The organism is Methylobacter luteus IMV-B-3098, from assembly GCF_000427625.1.
Taxonomy (GTDB): Bacteria; Pseudomonadota; Gammaproteobacteria; order Methylococcales; family Methylomonadaceae; genus Methylobacter; species Methylobacter luteus.
Window position 1 is genome coordinate 638,609 of record NZ_KE386569.1, and the last position, 23,093, is coordinate 661,701.

General features: G+C 50.7%; 21 protein-coding genes. 6 read left to right on the plus strand and 15 right to left on the minus strand.

Annotation, left to right across the window (positions count from 1 at the left end; all coding sequences use genetic code 11):
• Positions 1–9 precede the first annotated feature (9 nt).
• From METLU_RS0104845 to rluB, 3 genes are all read left to right on the plus strand, one after another.
• Positions 10–822, plus strand: coding sequence for a segregation and condensation protein A (locus tag METLU_RS0104845; protein WP_027157242.1), 813 nt, complete (start codon positions 10–12; stop codon positions 820–822).
• On the plus strand, positions 782–1,639 hold the full coding sequence (gene scpB, locus METLU_RS0104850; protein WP_231383548.1) for an SMC-Scp complex subunit ScpB: 858 nt from the start codon (positions 782–784) through the stop codon (positions 1,637–1,639). The genes METLU_RS0104845 and scpB overlap by 41 nt, the downstream gene beginning before the upstream one ends.
• Positions 1,640–1,742: 103 nt before the next feature.
• The gene (rluB, locus tag METLU_RS0104855; protein WP_407939108.1) at positions 1,743–2,588 is read left to right on the plus strand and encodes a 23S rRNA pseudouridine(2605) synthase RluB; all 846 of its coding nucleotides are present in this window, start codon (positions 1,743–1,745) and stop codon (positions 2,586–2,588) included.
• A 56-nt stretch (positions 2,589–2,644) separates the two neighbouring features.
• Here rluB and METLU_RS0104860 read toward each other — a convergent pair whose 3' ends face one another.
• The 9 genes from METLU_RS0104860 to METLU_RS0104900 all read right to left on the minus strand — a co-directional run bounded on the left by METLU_RS0104860 (position 2,645) and on the right by METLU_RS0104900 (position 12,814).
• Positions 2,645–3,532, minus strand: coding sequence for a GGDEF domain-containing protein (locus tag METLU_RS0104860; RefSeq protein ID WP_027157245.1), 888 nt, complete (start codon positions 3,530–3,532; stop codon positions 2,645–2,647).
• Positions 3,533–3,734: 202 nt separating this feature from the next.
• Positions 3,735–4,187: a nucleoside deaminase gene (locus METLU_RS0104865; protein ID WP_027157246.1), complete on the minus strand. Its 453-nt coding sequence runs from the start codon at positions 4,185–4,187 to the stop codon at positions 3,735–3,737.
• 5 nt (positions 4,188–4,192) lie between these two features.
• Positions 4,193–6,472, minus strand: a complete 2,280-nt coding sequence (locus METLU_RS24525; protein WP_051299784.1) for a diguanylate cyclase — start codon at positions 6,470–6,472, stop codon at positions 4,193–4,195.
• Positions 6,473–6,639: 167 nt separating this feature from the next.
• A complete protein-coding gene (locus tag METLU_RS0104875; RefSeq protein WP_027157247.1) occupies positions 6,640–8,397 on the minus strand; it encodes a bacteriohemerythrin in 1,758 nt (585 codons plus the stop codon).
• A gap of 349 nt (positions 8,398–8,746) precedes the next feature.
• A complete protein-coding gene (sufT, locus tag METLU_RS0104880) occupies positions 8,747–9,295 on the minus strand; it encodes a putative Fe-S cluster assembly protein SufT (RefSeq protein ID WP_027157248.1) in 549 nt (182 codons plus the stop codon).
• 10 nt (positions 9,296–9,305) lie between these two features.
• The gene (locus tag METLU_RS0104885) at positions 9,306–10,034 is read right to left on the minus strand and encodes an SDR family NAD(P)-dependent oxidoreductase (protein WP_027157249.1); all 729 of its coding nucleotides are present in this window, start codon (positions 10,032–10,034) and stop codon (positions 9,306–9,308) included.
• Positions 10,025–10,705, minus strand: coding sequence for an HAD family hydrolase (locus tag METLU_RS0104890; protein ID WP_027157250.1), 681 nt, complete (start codon positions 10,703–10,705; stop codon positions 10,025–10,027). Before METLU_RS0104890 ends, METLU_RS0104885 begins: the two co-directional genes overlap by 10 nt.
• A 7-nt stretch (positions 10,706–10,712) precedes the next feature.
• Positions 10,713–11,420 carry a bifunctional 2-polyprenyl-6-hydroxyphenol methylase/3-demethylubiquinol 3-O-methyltransferase UbiG gene (gene ubiG, locus METLU_RS0104895; RefSeq protein WP_027157251.1) on the minus strand — a complete coding sequence of 236 codons (708 nt, stop codon included), beginning with the start codon at positions 11,418–11,420 and terminating at the stop codon, positions 10,713–10,715.
• Between the two features lie 56 nt (positions 11,421–11,476).
• Complete coding sequence (locus METLU_RS0104900; RefSeq protein WP_027157252.1) at positions 11,477–12,814, minus strand: TRZ/ATZ family hydrolase; 1,338 nt, start codon at positions 12,812–12,814, stop codon at positions 11,477–11,479.
• Between the two features lie 60 nt (positions 12,815–12,874).
• On the opposite strand from METLU_RS0104900, the gene mtnA reads away from it, so the two are divergent.
• The 3 genes from mtnA to METLU_RS0104915 are packed head-to-tail and all read left to right on the plus strand — an operon-like array spanning position 12,875 to position 15,254.
• Positions 12,875–13,921 carry an S-methyl-5-thioribose-1-phosphate isomerase gene (mtnA, locus tag METLU_RS0104905; protein ID WP_027157253.1) on the plus strand — a complete coding sequence of 349 codons (1,047 nt, stop codon included), beginning with the start codon at positions 12,875–12,877 and terminating at the stop codon, positions 13,919–13,921.
• Positions 13,908–14,627, plus strand: coding sequence for a sulfate transporter CysZ (gene cysZ / locus METLU_RS0104910; RefSeq protein ID WP_027157254.1), 720 nt, complete (start codon positions 13,908–13,910; stop codon positions 14,625–14,627). The genes mtnA and cysZ overlap by 14 nt, the downstream gene beginning before the upstream one ends.
• Before the next feature lie 15 nt (positions 14,628–14,642).
• On the plus strand, positions 14,643–15,254 hold the full coding sequence (locus METLU_RS0104915; RefSeq protein ID WP_027157255.1) for an inorganic pyrophosphatase: 612 nt from the start codon (positions 14,643–14,645) through the stop codon (positions 15,252–15,254).
• Between the two features lie 67 nt (positions 15,255–15,321).
• Here METLU_RS0104915 and pckA read toward each other — a convergent pair whose 3' ends face one another.
• From pckA to METLU_RS0104945, 6 genes are all read right to left on the minus strand, one after another.
• The gene (pckA, locus tag METLU_RS0104920; protein WP_027157256.1) at positions 15,322–16,902 is read right to left on the minus strand and encodes a phosphoenolpyruvate carboxykinase (ATP); all 1,581 of its coding nucleotides are present in this window, start codon (positions 16,900–16,902) and stop codon (positions 15,322–15,324) included.
• A gap of 281 nt (positions 16,903–17,183) precedes the next feature.
• Positions 17,184–18,473, minus strand: coding sequence for a tRNA (N(6)-L-threonylcarbamoyladenosine(37)-C(2))-methylthiotransferase MtaB (gene mtaB / locus METLU_RS0104925; protein ID WP_027157257.1), 1,290 nt, complete (start codon positions 18,471–18,473; stop codon positions 17,184–17,186).
• Between the two features lie 4 nt (positions 18,474–18,477).
• On the minus strand, positions 18,478–19,707 hold the full coding sequence (locus tag METLU_RS0104930; RefSeq protein ID WP_027157258.1) for a nucleoside recognition domain-containing protein: 1,230 nt from the start codon (positions 19,705–19,707) through the stop codon (positions 18,478–18,480).
• Between the two features lie 216 nt (positions 19,708–19,923).
• A complete protein-coding gene (gene purB, locus METLU_RS0104935) occupies positions 19,924–21,291 on the minus strand; it encodes an adenylosuccinate lyase (RefSeq protein WP_027157259.1) in 1,368 nt (455 codons plus the stop codon).
• A 93-nt stretch (positions 21,292–21,384) separates the two neighbouring features.
• Positions 21,385–22,476: a tRNA 2-thiouridine(34) synthase MnmA gene (gene mnmA / locus METLU_RS0104940; protein ID WP_027157260.1), complete on the minus strand. Its 1,092-nt coding sequence runs from the start codon at positions 22,474–22,476 to the stop codon at positions 21,385–21,387.
• Positions 22,469–22,930, minus strand: coding sequence for an NUDIX hydrolase (locus tag METLU_RS0104945; RefSeq protein WP_027157261.1), 462 nt, complete (start codon positions 22,928–22,930; stop codon positions 22,469–22,471). Before METLU_RS0104945 ends, mnmA begins: the two co-directional genes overlap by 8 nt.
• Between the last annotated feature and the right edge of the window lie 163 nt (positions 22,931–23,093).

Genomic DNA, 23,093 nt, shown 5'->3' on the forward strand with positions numbered 1-23,093 from the left:
TTTTTTCAGATGAATCAAAATACAGCCGAGATTCTGGAAGAGCCGCAAGCCATTGCCATGGTTCATGGCGCGCCGTTTAATCAGTTGCCGGAAGACCTCTATATCCCGCCCGATGCGCTGGAAGTGTTTCTGGAAGCCTTCGAGGGGCCGCTGGATTTGCTGCTGTATCTGATCAGGAGGCAGAACCTCGATATTCTGAACATACCGATCGCCCAGATTACGCATCAGTATGTGACTTATATCCAGATGATGGAATTGCTGAACCTGGAGCTGGCGGCCGAATACCTGGTGATGGCCGCGCTGCTGGCGGAGATCAAGTCCAGAATGCTGCTGCCCCGGCAGCCGGAGGCGGAAGATGAGGAAGAAGATCCCAGAGCCACGCTGATCCGCAGGCTACAGGAATACGAAGCGATCAAGAACGCGGCCGAAGAGATCGACCTGATGCCCAGGATCGAGCGTGATCTGTTTGAAACGGCGGTCGATGTTTCCACGCTCAGCGTTGAAAAAATCCTGCCCGATGTGCAGTTAAAAGAACTGTTACTGGCCTTTCAGGATGTGCTGAAACGCGTGGAACAGCTTAGTCACCATCAAATTATCAAAGAACCGTTATCAGTCCGTGAACGAATGGCAACCATTTTGGAAAAACTTAAAGGAGCGGATAGCCTCCTTTTCTCGCAATTATTTATCCGAAAAGAAGGGCGACACGGGGTCGTTGTCTCGTTTCTGGCCATCCTCGAGCTCAGCAAAGAGCGACTCATCGACATCATCGAGTCAGACGCCATTGCCGAACTACGAGTCAGAAGCGCCGGCATCGCCTCCTGAACCAAAGAAAGAGCCTAAGCCCAGAAAAACCAAGCCGGTACCAAATCATGCGATTGACCCGAACATTCCTGTTATTCCCGAGGCTGTTGACGGGCCGCTTGTCGATTTAGACAGACTTAAGTCCTACGTCAAACACAGGAATCGACGCAGACAATGTCAACCAACACAATTGCCGGTATCGCCGCCCGTCAGTGAGCAACCAGAAGTCAACATGGAAATCAAACGCATAGTCGAAGCCATTCTATTCGCCGCCAGCAGGCCGATGACAGCGAAGCAGGTGCAACAGGTTTTCCCCGAGATCGAACAACCGGAACTGCCGGAAATCCAGTCGGCCATCGACGCCATTGTCGAGGAATACCGGTTCAGGCCTGTCGAACTGAAAAAAGTGGCCAGCGGCTATCGGTTTCAGGTTAAACAGGAACTGTCGCGCTGGGTGGCAAGGCTTTTTGAGGAAAAACCACCCAGGTACTCGCGCGCATTGCTGGAAACGCTGGCCATTATTGCCTACCGGCAACCGGTAACGCGCGGCGAAATTGAAGATATTCGCGGCGTCAGCGTCAGCAGCAGCATCATGCAAACGCTTATCGAGCGCGAATGGGTGCGGATAGTGGCCTATAAGGAAGCGCCGGGGCGGCCCGCCATTTACGGTACGACCAAACAATTTCTGGATTATTTCAATATTGCCTCGTTAGATGAACTGCCGACTTTACAGGAGATCCAAAATCTTGATTTGTCGATGGATAACGGGCAACAACCCATGCAGGTAAAGAGTGAGAAGCAAGAAACCAGCGAACAGTTCGCAGAAACAGCCGAATAACAAGAACGCATCGAAAAGAACCGAGCGCACGGCACCGGCGGGCGAGCGGCATAAAAAAGCCGCGCCTCGCGGCGGTTCAGGCACACGAAAACCATTCAGCGAAATCAAACCGGCCACGACGCCCAACATGATCGATGCGAATCAACCGGTAGAGGGCGAACGCATTCAGAAAGTGCTGGCCCGCGGCGGCGTCGGTTCCCGCCGGGAAATCGAGCGCTGGATCGAGGAAGGCCGGATCAAGCTGAATGGCGCGGACGTCAGCCCGGGCACCCGGTTAAAGGCCGGCGACTTTTTGCAGATCAACGGCCGGGTCGTGCATTGGGAGAAATTCGGCCAACAGCCTACGCGTGTGCTGCTGTACCACAAGCCGACCGGCGAAGTCGTCACGCGCAGCGATCCGGAAGGCCGCCCGGTCATCTTTGCGAAGATGCCGAAACTGGATGTGGGCCGCTGGATAGCGGTGGGGCGTCTCGATATCAATACCTCGGGCTTATTGCTGGTGACCAACAACGGCGAACTGGCCAATCGCCTGATGCATCCTTCCACAGCCGTGGAACGCGAATACGCCGTGCGAATTCTGGGGGAAGTATCGGACGCGACGATGGAGAAACTCAAGCAGGGCGTGGAACTGGAAGACGGCAAGGCCAAATTTGACGATATTCAGTTTGCCGGCGGCGAGGGCGCCAATAAATGGTATCACGTCATCGTGACCGAAGGCCGCAACAGGCTGGTCAGGCGCTTGTGGGAATCGCAGGAGGTCACCGTCAGTCGATTGATACGTCTGCGTTACGGGCCCGTGGTGTTGCCGGAGCGTCTGAAAACGCAAAATTTCTATGAATTGACCGGTAAAGAGCTGGATCTGCTGTTTGATTTTGCCGGCATGGCAAGGGAGGAAAGGACAGTTACAGCCGAACCAGAAGCGAAAAACAGTAAACCCAGACGGCGTTAACGTTAGCCGCGCCAGCTTGCTGCTATCGGCCCGTTTTGTGTGGTGGCGTTTTAACGTTATCGGGCCGATATCACTCGGTTCCTGCCGTTGTTTTTGGCTTTATACAAGGCGTCATCAGCGCGCTTGATGAAGGAATCAAGCGTGTCGTTGCCCAGCAGGGCACTGACGCCGAGGCTTGCAGTAACCTTGATCGCGTTCATGCCATAAGCCAGGATATGCCGTTCGATGGCAGCCCGTATTTTTTCCGCCAGTAGCTCCGCGCCGGCCAGATCAGTATCGCTCAGTAAAATGATGAATTCCTCACCGCCATAACGGAAAACAATATCGCTGCTGCGCAGACTGTTCTTGATCCATGCCGCAACGGAGGCGAGCATGAGGTCGCCGCAGTGGTGACCATAATTGTCATTAATTGCTTTAAAATAGTCGATGTCCAGGAAAATAATGGCCAGGTTTTTGGAGCTGCGCATGGCCAGTTTCATCTCCCGGTTTATCATGTCGTTAAAGGACGTCCTATTATGGGTTTGGGTGAGCGGGTCGATATAAGCCATTCTCAACGCCTGATGAAATAGCATCGCATTTTTCAGCGGATAGATCAGGCAGCCCAGCAGTGTTTCCAATAGCTTGATTTCGATATCGCTAAACCGGTGGTTACGCATCAGTTTTAGTTTGCCCAGCGGTTGTTGTCCGATTTTAAGGGCATAGCTGCAGGCATACTTGCCAGCAATGCCGCTTTTAACTTCCAGGCCGAACCCGGGATGGGTATAAGCGAAAGCACTGTGCGGAATCATGGCTTTAATTTTGCCGCTGAAAATGGCGATCAGCTCACTAAAGTCCAGTGTCGTCTGTAGCGCGCTGCTGATGTCGTAAGGGTTCGGGCTTGCCGCTTTGCTTGCTTCGAATGTGTTATTGCTGACTATGGCCAAGTTTACGGTTTTTTTCACCATATCACCTTTTCTCACCTTGGGACTTTACTAGTCTATTAGCTCAAGCCAGGATTGTGCCATTTTAAGAAAGTTAATAAAATACAATAAATTATGAATTTTATTCCTTGTCCGGATTATGCGATTGTGTCAGGAAGATGACAATTTATGGCAGCAGGAAACCGCCGATGTGAGGCAGTTTCTGATAGTGTTTAAAACAGCCGGCTTATTCCACGGCGATATCTTCATTCCAGAGTTGGGGTTTTTCCTGGATTAAACGAGCCATCAGTGCGATACACCGTTTGTCGTCAAGCACGACGACTTCGACGCCATGGCTTTCCAAAAACGCAATGTTGCCGGCAAAATTCTCATTCTCGCCAATAACAACGCGTTTAATGCCGAACTGAACAATAGTGCCCGCGCACATCATGCAGGGACTGAGCGTCGTGTACAGCGTGACGGCCTTGTAACTGTTGCGCCGTCCCGCTTGGCGCAGGCAGTCCATTTCGCCATGCGCGATCGGGTCGCCTTCCTGAACGCGTTTGTTGTGGCCTACGGCTAAAACCTTGCCGTCTTCAACCATGACCGCACCGATAGGCAGACCGCCTTCGTCGTAGCTTTTTTGGGCTTGGTCAAAAGCCATGGTCATGAATTTCAGGTCTTGTTCTTTAGTCGTCATATTGATCACCCCTTGTCTGTAATTACTTTATTCCGGCCTGCATTTTTTGCCTTATAAAGCGCGTCATCGGCTTGCTTGACCAGTTGCTCGATATTTATTCCGTCGCTTATCTGCGCGACACCAAAACTGGCGGTAATTTGCTGCTCATGTTTGAAGTGGTGCGCTTTGATTTGCGCCCTTAGTTTTTCCGCCAGAATGGCCGCGCGCTCAACAGTATTGTGCAGGCAAATAATCATGAATTCCTCGCCGCCCCAGCGCCCGACGATATCAGTGTGCCGAATGTGGTTTTTCAGAATATCGGCGATATCGATCAATACGGCGTCGCCTGTCAGATGGCCGCAGTTATCATTGATGGACTTGAAATGATCGATGTCCATCATAATGATACTGAACGGTCTTCGATAACGTTGATACAAATCGAATTGTTCCTGAAGAATATCATCAAGTTTGGCGCGATTGTATACCTGCGTTAACTTATCGGTTATGGACAGTTTCAGCAATAATTCATTCTGTTTGGCGATTTCCTTCAGGTACTTGGCTTGCACAAGATGGCGGTACAGCAGCAATAAACCGATCACGACCATGCCCGCCAATGCTTTCCAGAGCAAGCCATGGTCGGTGCCTTTCTCATATTTGACGGCAATCCATTTATTGATAATGGCCTGGTGCTCGATGGCCGGGATTGCGTTGGTCATTTTTTCAAAAATGGTCAGCAGCTTGGGATCGTCATTGCGAATGCCAATACCCAGTTCATGCTTATCATCAAATTTACCGGCAATTTTCAGTTCACTAATGTAATGGTTCTGTAGTGCATAACCAATGGTTGCCAACGAGTCCAGAAAACCGAAAAGCTCGCCTTGGGCGACCTTGTCCAGACCTTCATCGAGCGTGTCAAATTCAATAAGATCGATGGACGGATATTTGTTGCGCAGCAGTTCGGAAAAGGCATGGCCCTTGATGATGCCAAGCTTCTTATCAAGCACATTTTCAATATCGGCCACGAACAGCTCATCCGTTCTGGTTGCGATAACCAGAGGCGAACTCAGGTAAGGGGGGGTGAAATTCCAGTATTTTTTTCGTTCGGGCGTTGGCGCGACCAGCGATAAAATATCACATTTTCGCTGCCTGGCAAATTCCAGCGATTGCGTCCAGCTGCTCGTCCGCACCAGCCTGATCGGGGTCGGTATCATTTTTTGCAGTAAATTGAAATAATCGGCGCTTATCCCAATATGCCGGCCATGTTCAATCCTTTCATAAGGCATCCACTGCGGGTGTACGCACAGCGATATTTTTTCCAGGGCCTGTATGTAAGCGAGTTCCTGCTTTGAGAACAAAGGCTCTTTCGATACAGTCGCCGCATCGAAAAAAAAGCTGTTTAAGTCGGCGGATGGGGCAATCAGTTCCGCTGCTTTCAGTGCATCAAAGTTGTGCTGGACTAACTCTCTGTTAACAGAACCTATTTCCGCTATATCAGGCAATATTAATTTTTTGATGGCGGCGGCTTCATAAAGGAGCCCATCCATAGGCTTTTCCTGTGAATATTTTTTGTAAATAAGTTCGGCTATTTCTTCAGTATGGTCAAGCGCATATGCCCAGCCCCTGTTGCTGGCGGTGATCAATTTCTGCGCGCGTTGCTTTTGGTGTTCGGCAGTTGAATAAGTGGTAAAAAGATTGCCGTTATAGGTATGGATGCCATAGGCGGACGGATCAATGATATTGTAAGGTGTTTTCGATTGCGTGATCTGGTAGGGCTCATTCGATATAAACGCGGACATCGCATCTATATCGCCGCGAATAAAGTCATTCGCGCTAAATGAATGAGGAATTATCTGGAAGTCATCAGTCTTCATGTGAAAGGTTTTCAACAACAAGGCCAAGGAACTGCTATGCAATTGTTCTTCCGTAATCATGACCTTTTTTCCGGCCAGGTCATGGGGCGTCAATAGGGTTTGCTTGCTGATAAATACCAGCGCTGAGCGCTTAAAGTAGTTTGCCAATAGCACAATCGGTTTATTTTGCGCCTTGACGAAGGCCAAGTCGGCATCGGTCACACCATAATCGGCATGGCCGTTTAAAACTGCATCGACGACATCCATATCCGCTCTGCGTTCCTTTAGATCAACATCGAGGCCCGCTTCTTTATAAAATCCTTTTTCCTTGGCTGCGATGAAGCCGGCGAATTCAAACTGGTATTTCCAGCCAAGTTGAAGTGTAACTTTTTCTAATGGTGCTGACGATGTTATGGAACCAAACAAGATCAGGAAAACAAAGACGGCTATTTTCAATGTGGATTACAGGCTGATAATCGGCGTGGATAAACAGTGTATCACTATAAGAAACGAGGTAAAAAGTTTTAGACGTTTAATCGAGTCCAGCAACTTTTAAGACTCTTGCGCGTTAATTTTCCGATCAAGCCATCAGTGTCACATTTGTGAGGCGGGGTAGTCGGCGATCAGTTAATCGGTAAATGGATTGTGAATCGGGTCCCTTTACCTAATGTGGAATCGATAATCAACTCACCTTGATGATCCTCGATAATTTTGCGGGAAAGCGATAGCCCGAGGACTTTTTCAGTCGGTTGAGTGGTTAAGAAAGGTTCAAAGATTTTGCTTTTTATAGAGTCCGGGATGCCTGTCCCGGTATCTTCAATCTCTATCCGTAACCAGTGAGCATCTTTATAGCCGGTTCTAACAGTAATTCTGCCGAAGTCCTCAATGGCATGGGCTGCATTTGTGAGTAAATTCATGAATACCTGGTTGAGCTGTGATCCTATGCAGTGAATGGGTTTGATTCCTCCATAGTCTTTGACAATTTCTGCCTTATAGGTGAGTTCACTATTGATAATGGTCAGGATGGCATCAAGGTTTTCTTCAATATTGAATAGATCCTTGTCCTTCTTATTGATACGCGAGAATTCGCATAAATTCTGGACAAGCTTCTGGGATCGGTTTACAGATTCCATTGCGGCATTTGCCAAGCCATTTAAGTCATCGATGAGAGAGGCCGGGTCCTGTTGCTTTTTAAAGGCATCGAATGCCATGGCCTCAGTATTTTCATCCGGGAGCTGTCCGGCAAGGCGCTCGGCGATATCCGCAATGATATTCATATTCTGCAAATAGTGCTTCAATGTGTTCAGGTTGGCATGGATGGTGTCCAGCGGATTATTGATTTCATGGGCGATGCCTACGGCCAGTTGCCCTATCGCGGCCATATTCCAGGATTGAATTAAATGGTTTTTGGTTTCTTCCAGTTTTTGGTTTAAAGTCCATTGCGCTTCTTTTTCCCGGTTAAGCAGTTCATTGGTTTGCAGTAACTCCTGCGTTCTCTCTCTTACCATTTCTTCAAGTTGTTCCACGGATAGAGCCAGTGCCGATTCAACCTGTTTTTGTCTGGAAATATTCATGCCACAGCCCATAAAACCGGCGAATTCGTCACCTTCAAGGATTCTGGGTGCGGCATTCTCTAAAACCCACAGACAAGTTCCATCATGGGCAATCAACCGGTATTCAGTCTGTAACGGTGTTCGTTCTCTGAAGGCTCTGGCATATTCGGCCAGCAATCGATCCCGGTCATCCTGATGGATGCAATTCAGCCAGGCATCGGTCGAGCATTCGCAAGACGTTAAACCGGTGACTTGATGCCAGTGTTTATTGCAGTAAACAAGTCTGTTGCGTTCATCCTTGAGCCAGATAAAGGCGGGCAGGCAGTCGACAAGTGCTATAAACCGACTTTCTTTTTCCTGTAGAGTGTCGAGGGGAGGGTCTTCGATGATGTAGGATGCGGAGGCTTCGCCGATGGATTGTCCGCCATCGATCAGTGTTAATGCCATATGTTTATCGGCATCGAGTATATGATCAGTGAACCAGTTCATAAAAAAATTGAGCAGTTCCATTGAGATTTTTTTCGGATCAGTCGCGCACCGGAGTTGTTCCTTGGCGATTTTTTTAATAAATGCTCGATGTTTTACCTGATGGTCAAGAAAGAATGGCTCGGGATAGCCATTTTGGCGCATGAGGTTTTCTTCGGCATCAAAGTGATAGTAGGTATAAGCGACCAGTTTATCCATCGCTCTGATCAGAATTTGTTGCGATTCACCCAGGGTAATGGTCTCATTCAGCTTATTGATTAAATTGAACAGCTGTTTATGCTGGGTATCAATCTCATCAATACCTGTGCTAAATTTTTGTTCCCAGTTGAAGAAGAGCGCCATGGTTCATGTCGTATAAATTGATCGGTAGCACCAAGTTACAGTACCCGATGGCTTTATACAATCATGCAAGAATTATAATAATGTCAGTAAATGCTGGCAGTCTAATTTGTGAAGGCCGGAAACGGGTTGGTGAACAGCGAGGCGCCGGATAAACAGTTTCTGACCGCAAGCGCTGCGAGGGCAATATTGCCCTCACAAAAACCGGCTTTTGGTTAATAAGCCTGGATAAACGATATGACGGCGGTCGGCTAATATAACCATTTACGCATAAACCGGCGTCATAGGTCCGGTTACGGGGCTGGCAATATAAGTTCGGGCTGGTTGTCGTTTGGTGCCTGTCCAGACCTGATTAATACAAGCCTAATTGCAACTGCGCGACTTCCGACATCATCTCGCGTGACCAGGGCGGATCGAGCACGATTTCGACATTGACACTGGCGACGCCGGGCAGCGCGCGGATACATTTTTCCACATCGCTCTGGATGACAGGCCCCATGCCGCAGCCGGGCGCCGTCAAGGTCATCATGACATGCACATCGTTCAGTCCTTCACCGGCTGGGGTGACCTTGCAGGAATAAACCAGGCCCAGGTCGACGATGTTAACCGGAATTTCCGGGTCATAAACCGTTTTCATGACTTCCCAGCAGTTTTTTTCAACCGCTTCTGGACTGGTTTCCGATACCAGGGTATGCAGTTGATGCATATCCTTGCCCAGCGCGTCGGCATCGACGCCGGCAATGCGAACCATGTGGCCGTGTTCGGTCACGACGGTGTAGTTGTTGCCGAGAGACTGGTGGATAGTAACCTCGTGGCCTTTGCTCAAAGTCCCGGTATTGCCGTCGGGTATTGTGACAACATTGACATCGCGGGTTAAAACAACGGTTTCTCTTTCTGCCATAGTAGTTTGGTTATAGGTTAAAAGTGCGGGCGTCGATAGTCTGGCCGGTGATGCCAATGCTTTCAGCGCCAAATAAATAGACATAAACAGGGGCTAAGGATTCCATAGTAGGCAGCTTGTGTTTATCTTCCGCCGGATAAGCGCGCTTTCTTAGCGGCGAGTCAATAGGGCCGGGCAGCAATGTGTTGACGCGTATTTTGCCGAAAGCTTCAAGTTCTTCGGCCAGGATATTGGCCAGACCTTCCAGTGCTACTTTCGATACGCCGTAGGCGCTCGAGTAGGCCGGCGCGTTTCTGGCGGCCGAATCGGAGGTGAAGACGATCGAGGCGTGCGCGCTTTTATTCAGCACCGGCAGCAACACACGGCTTAACAGAAAGGGCGCGTTCAGGTTGACGTTCAGCGTATGTCCCCAGTCCTTGGTTTTCGTGACGGCAATAGGCGAGAAGGCGGCGAATTCCACGGCCGAATGCAGGACGCCTTGCAAGGAACCGTATTTTTCTTCGATTCTGTCGGCCAGTTCCTGATAGTCGCTTTCATTGGCGCCGGCCAGGTCGAAGGGGTAGATAATCGGTTCCGGCGCATTGGCGGCCACAATGGCGTCGTAAGCTTTTTCCAGTTTGGGAATGCTTTTATCGAGCAGGATAATGTGCGCGCCCTGTTTGGCCAATGCCAGCGCCGCCGTACTGCCCAAGCCGCCGCCTGCGCCGGTAATGAGGATGACGTGATGAGTTAACGGCATGTGAGTGACTTTATCCAGGTTGGAATTTGTTCGGGTGATGCTATCAGCGCATCGGCGCCCCAGGTTTCCGGCATGTCGCCCGGCTTCAGGTAACCGTACAGCGCGGCCAGCGTTTTCATTTGTACGTTTTTGCCGGCGGTAATGTCATGGATGGCATCCCCGATGAAGACGCATTCCTGCGGTTGGACGCCGGCCTGCCGGCAGGCTTCCAGCATCGGCTCGGGATGCGGCTTGCTGTTGGCCGTGGTATCGCCGCTGACGATGCAGGCGGCTCTCGCGGTGAGTTTTAATGCTTCCATTAGCGGGTCGGTAAAGCGCTTGAGCTTATTGGTCACGACGCCCCACTTCAATCCCTGCGCCTCGATGATATTCAGCGTCTCGGCCATGCCCGAGAAGAATGCCGTATGCTCGGCGATATTGCTCTGGTAGTGGTCGAGCATGGTTTTTAAAATGGCGGCCTGAAGTTCTTTGTCGGTATCGGCCCCCACGCTCTCTCTGACCATAACGGCGCCGCCGTAGGAAATAAAGGGGCGGATAGCGTCCGGCGCGACGGTCTCAAAGCTGTGCGCGGCCAAAGCCCTGTTCAGGCTGGCGATCAAGTCGGGCGCGGTATCGACCAGTGTTCCGTCGAGGTCGAACAACACGCAGGCTAATTTGAAGTCGGTCGACATCGGGAGGTTACTCAGGCCGTTTAAACGCAGCGAGGTAATTGACATCGATGTCCTTGCCAAGGCTGAACCGCTTGGTGAACGGGTTGTATTCGATGCCTACCATGCCTTGCAGCTCAAGACCGGCGGCACGCGCTGACTGGCTCAGTTCCGACGGCTTGATAAAGGTTTTGAAATCGTGCGTGCCCTTGGGCAGCATTCTAAGCACGTGCTCAGCCGCGACAATCGCCAGCAGATAGGCTTTCGGCTGCCGGTTCAGGGTCGAGAAAAACACCATGCCGCCGGGCTTAACGAGACGGGCGCACGCAGCGATAATGGAACCGGGATCCGGCACATGCTCGAGCATTTCCATGCAGGTGACATGATCGAAGCTCTCAGGCTGTTGCTCCGCCAGCGCTTCGGCGCTGATTTTCTGATAGTGCGTGTTGACGCCGGATTCCAGTCCGTGCAGATCGGCGATATCGATCAGTTCTTCGCTGAGGTCAATGCCCAACGCGTCGGCGCCATGTTTGGCCAGTCCTTCGGTTAAAATGCCGCCGCCGCAGCCGACGTCAACGATGCGTTTGCCGGCAATATCGGCATACTGCCGGATGAATTGGATGCGCAATGGGTTAATGTCGTGCAGGGTCTTGAATTCGCCTTGCGGGTCCCACCAGCGTTCGGCCATTGAACCGAATTTGTTGATTTCGTGCAGATGTACGTTGTCTGTTGCTGTCATCTTATGAACCGTATGTTGGATGGTTATAGTGTACTATATTAGTAGGTTATTCGTCATTAATGACTAGGACAGGCTGACAAGCGTTGACGCCATTCGTCGAGTTTTTGCCTTAAATCCGTTATATCGATCGTGGTCAGATTGCGCTGCCTTAACAGCCGTTTGCCAGCCACCCAGACGTCGGTTACTTGCTGACGACTAGCCGCATAGACAATCTGTGAAATCGGACAATATAGCGGCTGGGTTTCCAGTTGCGACAGATCGATGGCGATCACGTCAGCGGCTTTGCCGATGCTCAGTGAGCCGATTTCATGATCCAGACCCAGAGCCTTGGCGCCATTGATGGTCGCCATGCGCAAAGCGGTCATGGCCGGAATGGCGCTGGCGTCACCGGCGACAGCCTTGCCGAGCAATGCCGCAGTACGCATCTCCCCGAGCATGTCCAGGTCGTTGTTGCTGGCCGCGCCGTCGGTGCCCAGGGCGACATTGATGCCCGCCGCGAGACATTTGGCAACCGGGCTGAAGCCGCTGGCCAGTTTCAGATTCGATTCGGGACAATGCACGATATGCGCGCCGGTTTCGGCGACCAGGTTGATTTCGTCATCGGTCAGTTGGGTCATGTGGACCGCTATGAATGACGGACTGAGCAGACCCAGTTCATGCAATCGTTGCAGCGGACGCTGCCCGGTTTGTTGCTGTGCCTGTTCGACTTCATGCAGAGTCTCGTGCACATGCATATGTACGGGCAGTTCGAGTTCGTCGGAAAACGTTCTGATTTTGCTCAACGGCTCATCCGAGACCGTGTACGGCGCGTGCGGGGCAAACGGAGTCGAAATCAATGGGTGATGCCTGAGTTGATCGTGCAGGGCCAGGCCTTTTTCGATATAAGCTTCGCTGTTTTCGGCCCAGACTGACGGGAAATCGATCACGATCAGGCCGACGCTGGCGCGCATGCCATGATGCATGGCCTGTTGCGCCGTGATTTCAGGAAAGAAATACATGTCATTGAAGCAGGTCGTGCCGCCCAGGATCATTTCGGCAATGGCCAGATCGGTGCCGTCACGCACAAACGCTTCGCTCATCCATTTCTGTTCCATGGGCCAGATATGGTTTTGCAGCCAGTCCATCAGATGCAGGTCATCGGCGATGCCGCGCATCAATGTCATGGCCGCATGCGTATGGCTGTTGACGAAACCGGGCAATAAAGCGTGACTTTCCAGGTTTTCCGTTGTCGTACCCTGGTATTTTTGCCTGGCCATATCCGTCGGCAACAGATCGATAATCCGGCCGTCGTCGATAACCAAACTATGGTATTCGTATAGGGAGGCAGGAGAGGTTACGGATTCCGGTTCAACGGGTATAATCCAGCGCGCATGGATCACTGTATCAACTATCATAGGTATTCCTGTTATTTAGACGCGGAATTATAACTTTTTTAACTTAAATTTTGATAAATAATGACAAGACAGAATCAATTGACTGTACAAGCCCTGCAATGGACAGGCGATGCTTTAAAAGTATTGGATCAACGACAACTTCCCGAAAAAATTGTTTATGACGAATACAGCGATGCCGCTGGTGTTACAGAGGCCATTGCCACCATGCGCGTGCGGGGCGCGCCGGCAATCGGTATTGCGGCGGCATACGGGGTCGTGCTGTCTGTCATGCGGCATTATTCGGCGGGATCCGACTTGTGGCGGCAGCAGGTGACGGCGGATATCGACAAACTGGCTCATTCCAGGCCGACGGCTGTCAATCTGTTCTGGGCACTGGATCAGATGAAGGCGGTGTTGAATCAGCCGCAGGTTGATCCATTAGCGGCTGCGCTGGCCTGCGCCGAAAAAATCCACGCCGACGATATCGCCGCCAATCATGCCATGGGCGAATTGGGTGCCGATATTCTGGCCGGCGCCAAAGGCATCATGACGCACTGCAATGCCGGCGCTTTGGCGACAGGCGGCTATGGCACGGCGCTGGGTGTTATACGTAGTGTTTATCGACGGCAGCCGGTCAACGTTTATGCCGGCGAAACCCGGCCCTGGCTGCAGGGTGCGCGCCTGACCGTTTGGGAATTGGCGCAGGATGGCATACCGGCGACTTTGATCGCCGATTCGGCGGCGGCCTGGCTCATGAAGTCCGGCGCAATCGATTGGATAGTCGTCGGCGCCGATCGTATTGCCGCCAACGGCGACGCGGCCAACAAAATCGGCACCTATTCCCTGGCTGTGCTGGCCAGACAGCATGGCGTCAAGCTAATGGTGGCTGCGCCAACCTCGACAATAGACTGGAGCATCAAGAATGGCAACAGCATAGAGATCGAACAACGCAATCCGAATGAATTGCTGGCGCCTTGTTATATCAAGGACGATTCACTGGTCAGCGCCTGGAATCCGGTATTCGACGTGACGCCGGCTGAATTGATTTCAGCGATTGTAACCGAGCAGGGTGTAGTATTGAATCCGTCCGAACATGGGGTAGGGAGTTTAAAGCATGCAAATCAATAAAAAAGGCAATAATCCGGTACTGGCGGTCGGCTATTTCTTCAGGGGCCTGAGATTATTGACCAGCCCTCAGTTGCGCGCATTTCTGATCATTCCGGTCCTGATCAATCTGGGGCTGTACAGTATCATGTTGACATTGGGCTATTTTTATGTCGGCAGTCTGATTGAGCAATTTATTCCCGACTGGTTGCAATGGTTGAACTGGATATTGTGGCCCTTGTTTTTTATCAGTTTTTTTATTGTCGGTTTTTTTACCTTCACGATACTGGCGAATCTGATAGCGGCGCCATTTTATGGCAGGCTGGCGGCAAAAACGCTGGCCATCATCACAGGGAATGCAGGAGCCGTCGAAGAACAGCCTTTGACTAAAGTCATGACCGGGGAAGTCAAGCGGGTCGGGTATCTTGTCACGCGGGCTTTGCCGTTGCTGCTGCTGTCTATTATTCCCGGCCTCAATGTGATCGCGCCTTTTCTGTGGGCCTTGTTCGGTGCCTGGGGCATGGCGCTCGAATACATGGCTTATCCGCTTGAGAATGAAGGCGTGCTGTTCTCGGAGCAGAAACAACTGGCCAAGGAGATGCGTCTGGGCGCCTTGAGCTTTGGCGGCTTAACCATGGCAGGACTGACGTTACCGTTATTGAACATTGTCGTGGCGCCGGCCGCTGTCATTGGCGCGACTATTTATCTTCATGAAGTTAAACAAAGCTGAAAGCAAGGATTTATCATGAATAGGCAATATAAAGCGCATCCTTGGCATGGCATCAGTCCCGGCGATAATGCGCCAGTCACTGTGACGGCATTTATCGAGATAGTGCCGACCGATACGGTCAAGTATGAAATCGACAAGAACAGCGGTTATCTTATAATCGATCGGCCGCAGAAGTTTTCCAATATGGTGCCGGCGCTCTACGGTTTTGTTCCGCAGACTTACTGTGCCGAGAGCATTGCCGAGTTTGCGGAATTAAAATCCGGTAAAAAGGTCATCAGAGGCGATGGCGATCCATTGGATATTTGCGTATTCAGTGAGCGCACGATAACGCACGGCGATATCATTGTGCCGGCCATTCCCATTGGCGGGTTTCGCTTGCTCGATAAAGGCGAGGCCGATGACAAGATTATTGCGGTCATGAAAAATGATGAGTTTTATGGGCAGTGGCGTGATGTGTCGGATTGCCCCGAATCTTACATCAACCGCCTGAAACATTATTTTCTCACCTATAAAAATCTTCCCGACGAAGACAGTTCCTGCGAGATAACCAACATTTATGGACGGGACGAAGCGCAAGAGGTGATCAGAAAGGCCATGGAAGATTATAAAAACCATTTCGACCATTAAGCCATTTTTTGCCGTCAAGGCCGGGTCGATTCAATCGACCCGGCCTTGAACGTTTAAATTGCAGGAATCAGATGTGCGGACCTGCTTTGGTGAAGTCGAAATCATCACCGGCGCTGATGTATTTCTTGAAGTTTTCAATGAACATACTCGCCAGTTTTGCCGAAGTCGCATCGAAAGCCTCTTTATCGGCCCAGGCATCGCGCGGGTTGAGACGAGCATCATCAACGCCCGGCAATTCCTTCGGAATGAACAGGCCGAAGTAGGGGATCTTGTTAAACTCAGCATTGTTGATGCTGCCGTCCAGGATCGCATTGATACAGGCGCGGGTCGCTTTAATGCTCATGCGCTTGCCGACCCCGTAACCGCCGCCGCTCCAGCCGGTATTGACCAGATAGGCGTTAACGCCGTGTTTTTCCATTTTTTCGCCCAACAGCTTGGCATAGACAGTGGGATGCAACGGCAGAAAAGCTTCTCCAAAGCAGGCTGAAAAAGTGGCCTGGGGTTCGATGATGCCGCGCTCGGTGCCTGCAACCTTGGCCGTATAGCCGGACAGGAAGTAGTACATGGCCTGTTCTTTGGTCAGGCGTGAAACAGGCGGCAGAACGCCGAACGCATCACAGCTCAGGAAAATGATATTTTTCGGCAGACCGGCCTTGAGTGTCGGCTCATGGTTTTCAATATGCTCGATAGGGTAGGAGACGCGTGTGTTTTCCGTCTTGGAGCTGTCGAAGAAATCGACCACGCCGTCTTCGTCATACACGACGTTTTCGAGCAAGGCATGGCGTTTGATGGCGCCATAAATCTCGGGTTCGTTTTCCGGAGACAGGCCGATACACTTGGCATAGCAGCCGCCTTCGAAGTTGAAGATGCCTTCATCGCTCCAGCCGTGTTCATCGTCGCCGATCAGTTTGCGCGCGGCGTCAGTCGATAAAGTGGTTTTGCCGGTACCTGACAAGCCAAAGAATAAGGCGACATCGCCACCTTTGCCGACATTGGCGCTGCAATGCATGGACAGGATGCCATCCAGTGGCAGCCAATAGTTCATCATTGTGAAAATGCCTTTTTTCATCTCACCGCCGTACCAGGTACCGCCGATAATGGCAATGTTCTTTTCGACGTTGAAGATGCAGAAGACTTCGGAATTGAGGCCGTGCTTCTGCCATTTCTCATTGATCATGTTGCTGGCGTTATAGACGCGAAAATCGGGCGCGAAATGCTCGAGCTCTTCATCGTCCGGACGGATGAACATGTTTTTGACAAAATGCGACTGCCAGGCGAATTCGGTAATGAAACGCACGGACTTACGCGAATGCGGATTGGCGCCGCTGTAACCGTCGGTTACATAAATATCCTTGCCGGAAAGATAGTCGATGACGTCCGCATAGAGTTCGTCAAAAATCTCAGCCGATACAGGCTGATTGATTTTACCCCAGGCGATATGTTCACTGGAGGGAAGTTGCCGGACAAAATATTTGTCCTTAGGTGAGCGTCCGGTAAATTTGCCGGTATCGACCATCATCGTCCCATTGCTTGAAACCTTACCCTCATTATTGAGGACTTCGTGGTTAAACAGATCATCGTAACTGAGATTACGATAAACAGTGCCCACGCTCTTCAATCCCAAACTTTCTGGGCTCAATCCACTCATTAAAACCTCCCACAGATGGTTTTTCGCCATCGCTAAATATTAACGTCTAAACTGGTTTTGTTAGTCAGCCACAACAACTTTTTTGCTAAAGGATTTTTGCTAAAGGATTGAGAAGCAATTGAAAAGCTTCCCTTCATTGATGTCCTAAGATGCTAAAATCAGTAGAGCAGAATCTAATACAGCTGCATGTTGAGCTATCGACAAATGATATATCATTTTAACTTAAAGCTAAACTCCCGGATTAGGATAGATCAGGCTGTGTTGTGCCCATGTTCAAGCATTTATTCAGCAAGTTGGGCGACAAGGTAATTTTCAGCAACCGCTGTTAATCTAGCTTTAATAACCTGATTCTCAAGCGATTCGTTCTGATTTATCACACAGCCTACGCGCAGATAATTGGGCGTATAGCCAAACACCCGCTTTTTGCCGGCATCGAGCTCTTCGCTATAGCCTTCCCACAATACCGGAAACTCATTGCCGACATTGACTTCGAAAAACTGCCGCTTCATGATGTTGGCCAGTTCGTGAAGCTGCTGACTGCGCTGTTTTTTGATGTCATTGGATAACTGATCAGGCAGCGTGGCCGCCTTAGTGCCTTCGCGCGGCGAATAAGTGAAGATATGGATATGGCCGAAACCGGTTTGCTCGATGAAATCGAAACTGTCCCTCCATTCCTGTTCGGTTTCGCCGGGGAAGCCGACGATGATATCAGTCGTGATATTGAAGTGCGGGATATGCGCGCGCAACCGGTTCACGATGGCGGAAAACTCGTCGGTTTTGCAACGCCGCGCCATGCGTCTGAGCACTGAATCCGAACCGCTCTGCAAGGGCAGGTGCAAGTGCGGCATCAAGCGCGGGTTATCGAACAGCGCAAAAAAGTCGTCCGACAATTCCCACGGTTCCAGGGAGCCCAGTCTCAGTCGAGAGATGTCTGTTTCGGCCAGGATGGCCTTGATCAGGTCCGATAGATTATTGCCCAGGTCACTGCCGTAGCCGCCCAAATGCACGCCGGTCAGGATGACTTCGTCGATGTTCTGCCGGTGCAGCGCGTTGATTTCATCGATAACGTCCGCGACAGACCGGCTGCGCTCGATGCCGCGTGCGACGGTCACGATGCAGAACGTGCAGCGATAGCGGCAGCCGTCCTGAACCTTGACAAAGGCGCGTTGCCGGCCGCGCGTGAACAAGGAAATCTCTCCCGGTTCCGTCGACATGGCCGGCATGCTGTCCATGTTGAGCGCGGTTAAGGTTTTTTCGACCAGCTGATCCTTGTCTTTATTGCTGACAACCAGGTCGACGCCCATTAACTGCGCCGCTTCATCTTCGTTTAAAGTGGCATAGCAGCCGCTGACGACCAGTTTGGCCGCCGGATTGTCCCGGTGTATGCGCCGAATCAGCTGACGCGATTTTCTGGCGGCGTCCTGAGTCACGGCGCAGGAATTGATAACGACGAGATTGGCGGCTTCCGCCTGCCGCGTTATGTGATGGCCGGCTTTTTGAAAAGCCTGAGCCCAGGTTTCCAGTTCCGCTTCGTTAAGACGGCAACCGAGCGTTTTAAGGTGGATATTCATAAAATCATCCGAAGAACCAATAGGCAACAAAAATGGCGGCCAAAATGCCCGCAAAATCCGCTATTATCCCACAAGCGGCAGCGTGGCGGATATTTTTGATACCGACCGCGCCAAAGTAAATGGCCAGCACGTAAAAAGTGGTTTCAGTGCTGCCCTGCACGATCGAAGACAGACGTCCGGCAAACGAATCAGCGCCCATCGTTTTCATCGTGTCGATCATCATGGCCCGGGCGCCGCTGCCGCTGAAGGGTTTCATCAGCGCAGTGGGCAGCGCGTCGATAAAGCGGTCGTCGATCATGAACAGGGACGTCAGATAGCGCGCCAGGTCTGCGAGCAGGTCCAAAGCGCCGCTGGCCCTGAATACTCCGATGGCGACCAGCATGGCGACCAGGTAAGGGATGATGGTAATCGCAGTCTGAAAGCCTTCTTTGGCGCCATCGATAAAAGCCTCATAGGCATTGATGCCTTTATAAATGGCGCCGAAAATAAATGCGACAACCAGTGTGTACAGAATGACATTACTGATCAAGGCCGATTGCTCAAGCATTTGCTGCTGGGGCAGGCTTGAAAAATAACTGATGATGCCGCCTACAAGCAGGGTGAGTCCGCCCAGATAAGCCAGGACGACTTTGTCGAGCAGATTGATTTTCTGCACGAATGCCACGGCAAGCAGCCCACCCAGTGTGGAAATATAAGTCGCCAATAAAATTGGAATAAACACATCGGTCGGATTAACGGCGCCCAGCTGTGCCCGGTAAGTGAAAATCGTGACCGGAAACAGTGTGACGCCCGAGGTGTTGATAACCAGAAACAGTATTTGCGCGTTGCTGGCGGTTTCAGGATGCGGATTCAGCGATTGCAGTTCCTTCATGGCTTTAATGCCCATTGGCGTGGCGGCGTTATCCAGTCCCAGAGCATTGGCGGAGATATTCATGACTATGGCGCCTAGCGCGGGATGGCCGTTGGGGATATCGGGCATTAAACGGCTGAATAGCGGTGTCAGACCTTGGGTCAATAGCTGGATAAATCCGCTGCGCTCGCCGATGCGCATAATGCCCAGCCATAACGCCAGGACGCCGGTAAGGCCTATTGAGATTTCAAACGCCGATTTCGACAGGCTGAACATCGCGGCCATGATTTGCGCAAAAACCTGTTGATCTCCAAGGAAGAGCAGTTTAAACAGCGCAGTGAAAAAAGCGGCGATGAAAAAGAATATCCAGATGATATTGAGCACGATAGGCCGATGAGTAAAAACTGTGCGCTATTGTAATGCCGGAAAGCCGTGATTGTCTTGCTGGAATAAAAGGGGCTGTGCCAGGAGCGGCGACACAGCCAGAAGGTCTGATTGTCAAGTTAGCTGAACAAGGGAGAAAGTTAACCTGGACGACAATCGCATGGGATTATCTCGGAAATCAGTAATTCATAATGTGACTCAGGTCACAAAAAATGGTTATTGAATATCTTTGGCCAGTTTTTCAGCATAACCGGTGTAATTGCGGGGTGTTAGTCCCAGCAAGGCCGTTTTGGCTTCGGCCGGTATCTCCAGATTTTCGATGAAAGCCTGAAGCTGCTCGGGCGTAATGCGCTGGCCGCGGGTCAGTTCTTTTAATTTCTCATAAGGTTTTTCAATGCCGTAACGGCGCATGACGGTTTGGATCGGCTCGGCCAGTACTTCCCAGTTGGCATTCAGATCGGCTTCGATGGCTTCGGCATTGATCTGTAATTTGGAAATGCCTTTCAAGCTGGCCTGGATTGCGATGCTGGTGTGAGCAATGCCGACACCGATATTTCTGAGCACGGTTGAGTCGGTCAAATCGCGCTGCCAGCGTGAAACCGGCAATTTTTCGGCCAAAAATGAGAACAGGGCATTGGCAATGCCTAAATTGCCTTCCGAATTTTCAAAATCGATCGGGTTGACTTTGTGAGGCATTGTCGATGAGCCGATTTCGCCGGCAATCGTTCTTTGGCGAAAATAACCCAGTGAAATATAACCCCAGACATCACGGTCGAAATCGAGCAGGATCGTGTTGAAGCGTGACAGCGCGTGGAAAAATTCGGCAATATAGTCATGCGGCTCGATCTGGATAGTATAGGGATTCCATTGCAGTCCCAAGGATTCGACGAAGTTTTTGGCAAACTCGGCCCAGTCCACATCGGGATAAGCGACAGCATGAGCGTTGTAATTGCCGACAGCGCCGTTGATTTTGCCTAATAAGGCGACACTTTCCAGTTGCTCTTTCTGACGCAGCATGCGCGCGGCCACATTGGCGAATTCCTTGCCGGCAGTGGTCGGACTGGCCGATTGACCGTGAGTGCGCGACAGCATGGGCTGTCCGGCCGTTTCCACGGCGATTGCCTTGATCGCATTGATGCAGTCGGCGATTTGCGCGGCAATGACTGCACGGCCTTCCTTCAGCATCAAGGCGTAAGACAGGTTGTTGATGTCTTCCGATGTGCAGGCAAAATGAATGAATTCGCTGACTTTTTCCAGTTCGGCATGGCCGGCTATTTTTTCCTTGAGTAAATACTCAACGGCTTTGACATCATGATTGGTGGTTTTCTCGATGTCTTTAACGCGTTGCGCATCGGCTTCCGAGAAGTTATCGACGATGCTGTTTAATAATTGCTTGGCGGAATCACTTAGCGGGCTGACCTCGGTAATCTGCGGATGAGCAGCCAATGCCTGCAGCCAGCGCACTTCAACTTGCACACGAAAACGAATCAGGCCGTATTCGCTGAAAATAGGCCGTAATTCTTTCACTTTATCGGCATAGCGGCCGTCAATGGGAGAAATAGCGGTAAGAGCAAAATTAGTCATGGGTTAGTCCGAATGTTTTTGATATTTTTGTTACGAGGAAGCCATGCAGGTGCTAAGTAGCAGCATGGCTTCGCACTGAAAGGTTTTTAGATGTCATTCATTAGCTTTGGATTCAATAATGCCGCCGCCGAGGCAGATTTCGCCGTCATAGAAAACGACGGATTGGCCTGGTGTAATGGCTCTTTGCGGCTGATCGAAAACTGCTTTGCAACGGTCGTTGCCTATAGACTCCAGGCGGCAAGGCTGGTCCGGCTGGCGGTAACGCGTCTTGGCGCTACAGCGTATTGGCTGGGTTAACGGCTTATTGCTGCACCAGTCCAGCTGGCTGGCTTCCAGCACATTATGCAACATTAGCGGATGATTGTGACCCTGTCCGACGATAAGAACATTGTTTTCGAGGTCTTTTTCGAGAACATACCACGGCTCGTCCGGCGCATCTTTAACGCCGCCTATGCCAAGGCCTTGGCGTTGCCCCAATGTGTAATACATCAAGCCCTGGTGCGGGCCGATATATTTGCCTTCCGGTGTGCGCATTTCGCCGGGTTGGGTCGGCAGATACCGTTGCAGGAACTCCTTGAATTTGCGCTCGCCTATAAAGCAGATACCGGTGCTGTCTTTCTTCTTGTGGTTGGCGAAGCCGGCCTTTTTGGCTAGAGCCCTGATTTCGGTTTTATGCAGATGCCCTATCGGAAATAAGGTGCGAGCCAACTGTTTTTGCCCCAGTGTATAAAGAAAATAACTTTGCTCTTTGCCGGGATCGAGTCCTTTCAATAAGAAGTATTCGCCGTTTTTCTCGCTGACTCGGGCATAATGTCCTGTGGCAATGTATTCCGCGCCCAGATCTTCAATCGCGTAATTCAGGAAGGCTTTAAACTTGACGTGCTTATTGCAGAGAATATCCGGGTTGGGCGTGCGGCCCGCCTGAAATTCGGACAAAAAGACTTCAAATACTTCATCCCAGTATTCGGCAGCAAAATTGATGGTTTTTAATTCGATACCCAGTTTGTCGCAAACCTGTTGTGCATCAGCGAGGTCTTCCATGGCTGTGCAGTATTCGGTGCCGTCATCTTCTTCCCAGTTTTTCATGAATAAACCGGTAACCTGATGACCCTGTTCCAGAAGTTGTAATGCTGTTACGGATGAATCGACACCGCCGGACATACCGACGATTATGTTTTTACGCATGATCAAGATCGAGAAATGATTTTAGTAGTGATAATGGATGGCGTTGCCCGCTCAGGTATTCTTCTACCGTGATAAGCACTAACGGACTTCGCAAACGATGCTCTTTGGCGGCTATTTCGTCACGGGTTAACCAATGGGTGGCAATAATGCCGTCATCCAGTTTCTGGTTTAGGTTGTACGAATGGCATAGCCCGGAAAAACAGACTCTTACGAAACTCGGAAATTCCGGATTTTTTCGCCAAAGTTGAATCGATACAATGTGCTCCGGCTCAAAATGCCAGGCGGTTTCTTCATAAACTTCACGTTTGACGGCCGCAATCAAATCCTCATCCTTTTCAAGATGGCCAGCAGGTTGGTTAAATTGAATGCCATTGGAGGTTTCTTCTTCAACAATTAAAAAACGATTGTTCTGCTCAATCACGGCAGCAACTGTGACGTGTGGTTTCCAAACCATTGATGAATTCCAGCTGTGAAAAATGATATTTTACTTGATTTGGCTATCTTATGTTCGTAAAGATTTTTGAACTCTACTTGTGAAATAAGTCAAACTGGTGTCGCAAGTGTTTTCTAGAGACGAATAGTTAACGCTTAGGAATAAATTTTTTGCTATTCGGAAG

What these genes read in the sequence shown, in the direction of transcription:
- purB (WP_027157259.1), bottom strand. Translation starts at nt 21,291, where the DNA reads ATGACTAATTTTGCTCTTACCGCTATTTCTCCCATTGACGGCCGCTAT.
- cysZ (WP_027157254.1), top strand. Translation starts at nt 13,908, where the DNA reads ATGCAAATCAATAAAAAAGGCAATAATCCGGTACTGGCGGTCGGCTAT.
- METLU_RS0104875 (WP_027157247.1), bottom strand. Translation starts at nt 8,397, where the DNA reads ATGGCGCTCTTCTTCAACTGGGAACAAAAATTTAGCACAGGTATTGAT.
- METLU_RS0104900 (WP_027157252.1), bottom strand. Translation starts at nt 12,814, where the DNA reads ATGATAGTTGATACAGTGATCCATGCGCGCTGGATTATACCCGTTGAA.
- METLU_RS0104945 (WP_027157261.1), bottom strand. Translation starts at nt 22,930, where the DNA reads ATGGTTTGGAAACCACACGTCACAGTTGCTGCCGTGATTGAGCAGAAC.
- pckA (WP_027157256.1), bottom strand. Translation starts at nt 16,902, where the DNA reads ATGAGTGGATTGAGCCCAGAAAGTTTGGGATTGAAGAGCGTGGGCACT.
- mnmA (WP_027157260.1), bottom strand. Translation starts at nt 22,476, where the DNA reads ATGCGTAAAAACATAATCGTCGGTATGTCCGGCGGTGTCGATTCATCC.
- METLU_RS0104915 (WP_027157255.1), top strand. Translation starts at nt 14,643, where the DNA reads ATGAATAGGCAATATAAAGCGCATCCTTGGCATGGCATCAGTCCCGGC.
- METLU_RS0104890 (WP_027157250.1), bottom strand. Translation starts at nt 10,705, where the DNA reads ATGTCGACCGACTTCAAATTAGCCTGCGTGTTGTTCGACCTCGACGGA.
- sufT (WP_027157248.1), bottom strand. Translation starts at nt 9,295, where the DNA reads ATGGCAGAAAGAGAAACCGTTGTTTTAACCCGCGATGTCAATGTTGTC.
- METLU_RS0104860 (WP_027157245.1), bottom strand. Translation starts at nt 3,532, where the DNA reads ATGGTGAAAAAAACCGTAAACTTGGCCATAGTCAGCAATAACACATTC.
- mtnA (WP_027157253.1), top strand. Translation starts at nt 12,875, where the DNA reads ATGACAAGACAGAATCAATTGACTGTACAAGCCCTGCAATGGACAGGC.
- ubiG (WP_027157251.1), bottom strand. Translation starts at nt 11,420, where the DNA reads ATGACAGCAACAGACAACGTACATCTGCACGAAATCAACAAATTCGGT.
- mtaB (WP_027157257.1), bottom strand. Translation starts at nt 18,473, where the DNA reads ATGAATATCCACCTTAAAACGCTCGGTTGCCGTCTTAACGAAGCGGAA.
- METLU_RS0104885 (WP_027157249.1), bottom strand. Translation starts at nt 10,034, where the DNA reads ATGCCGTTAACTCATCACGTCATCCTCATTACCGGCGCAGGCGGCGGC.
- METLU_RS0104845 (WP_027157242.1), top strand. Translation starts at nt 10, where the DNA reads ATGAATCAAAATACAGCCGAGATTCTGGAAGAGCCGCAAGCCATTGCC.
- METLU_RS0104865 (WP_027157246.1), bottom strand. Translation starts at nt 4,187, where the DNA reads ATGACGACTAAAGAACAAGACCTGAAATTCATGACCATGGCTTTTGAC.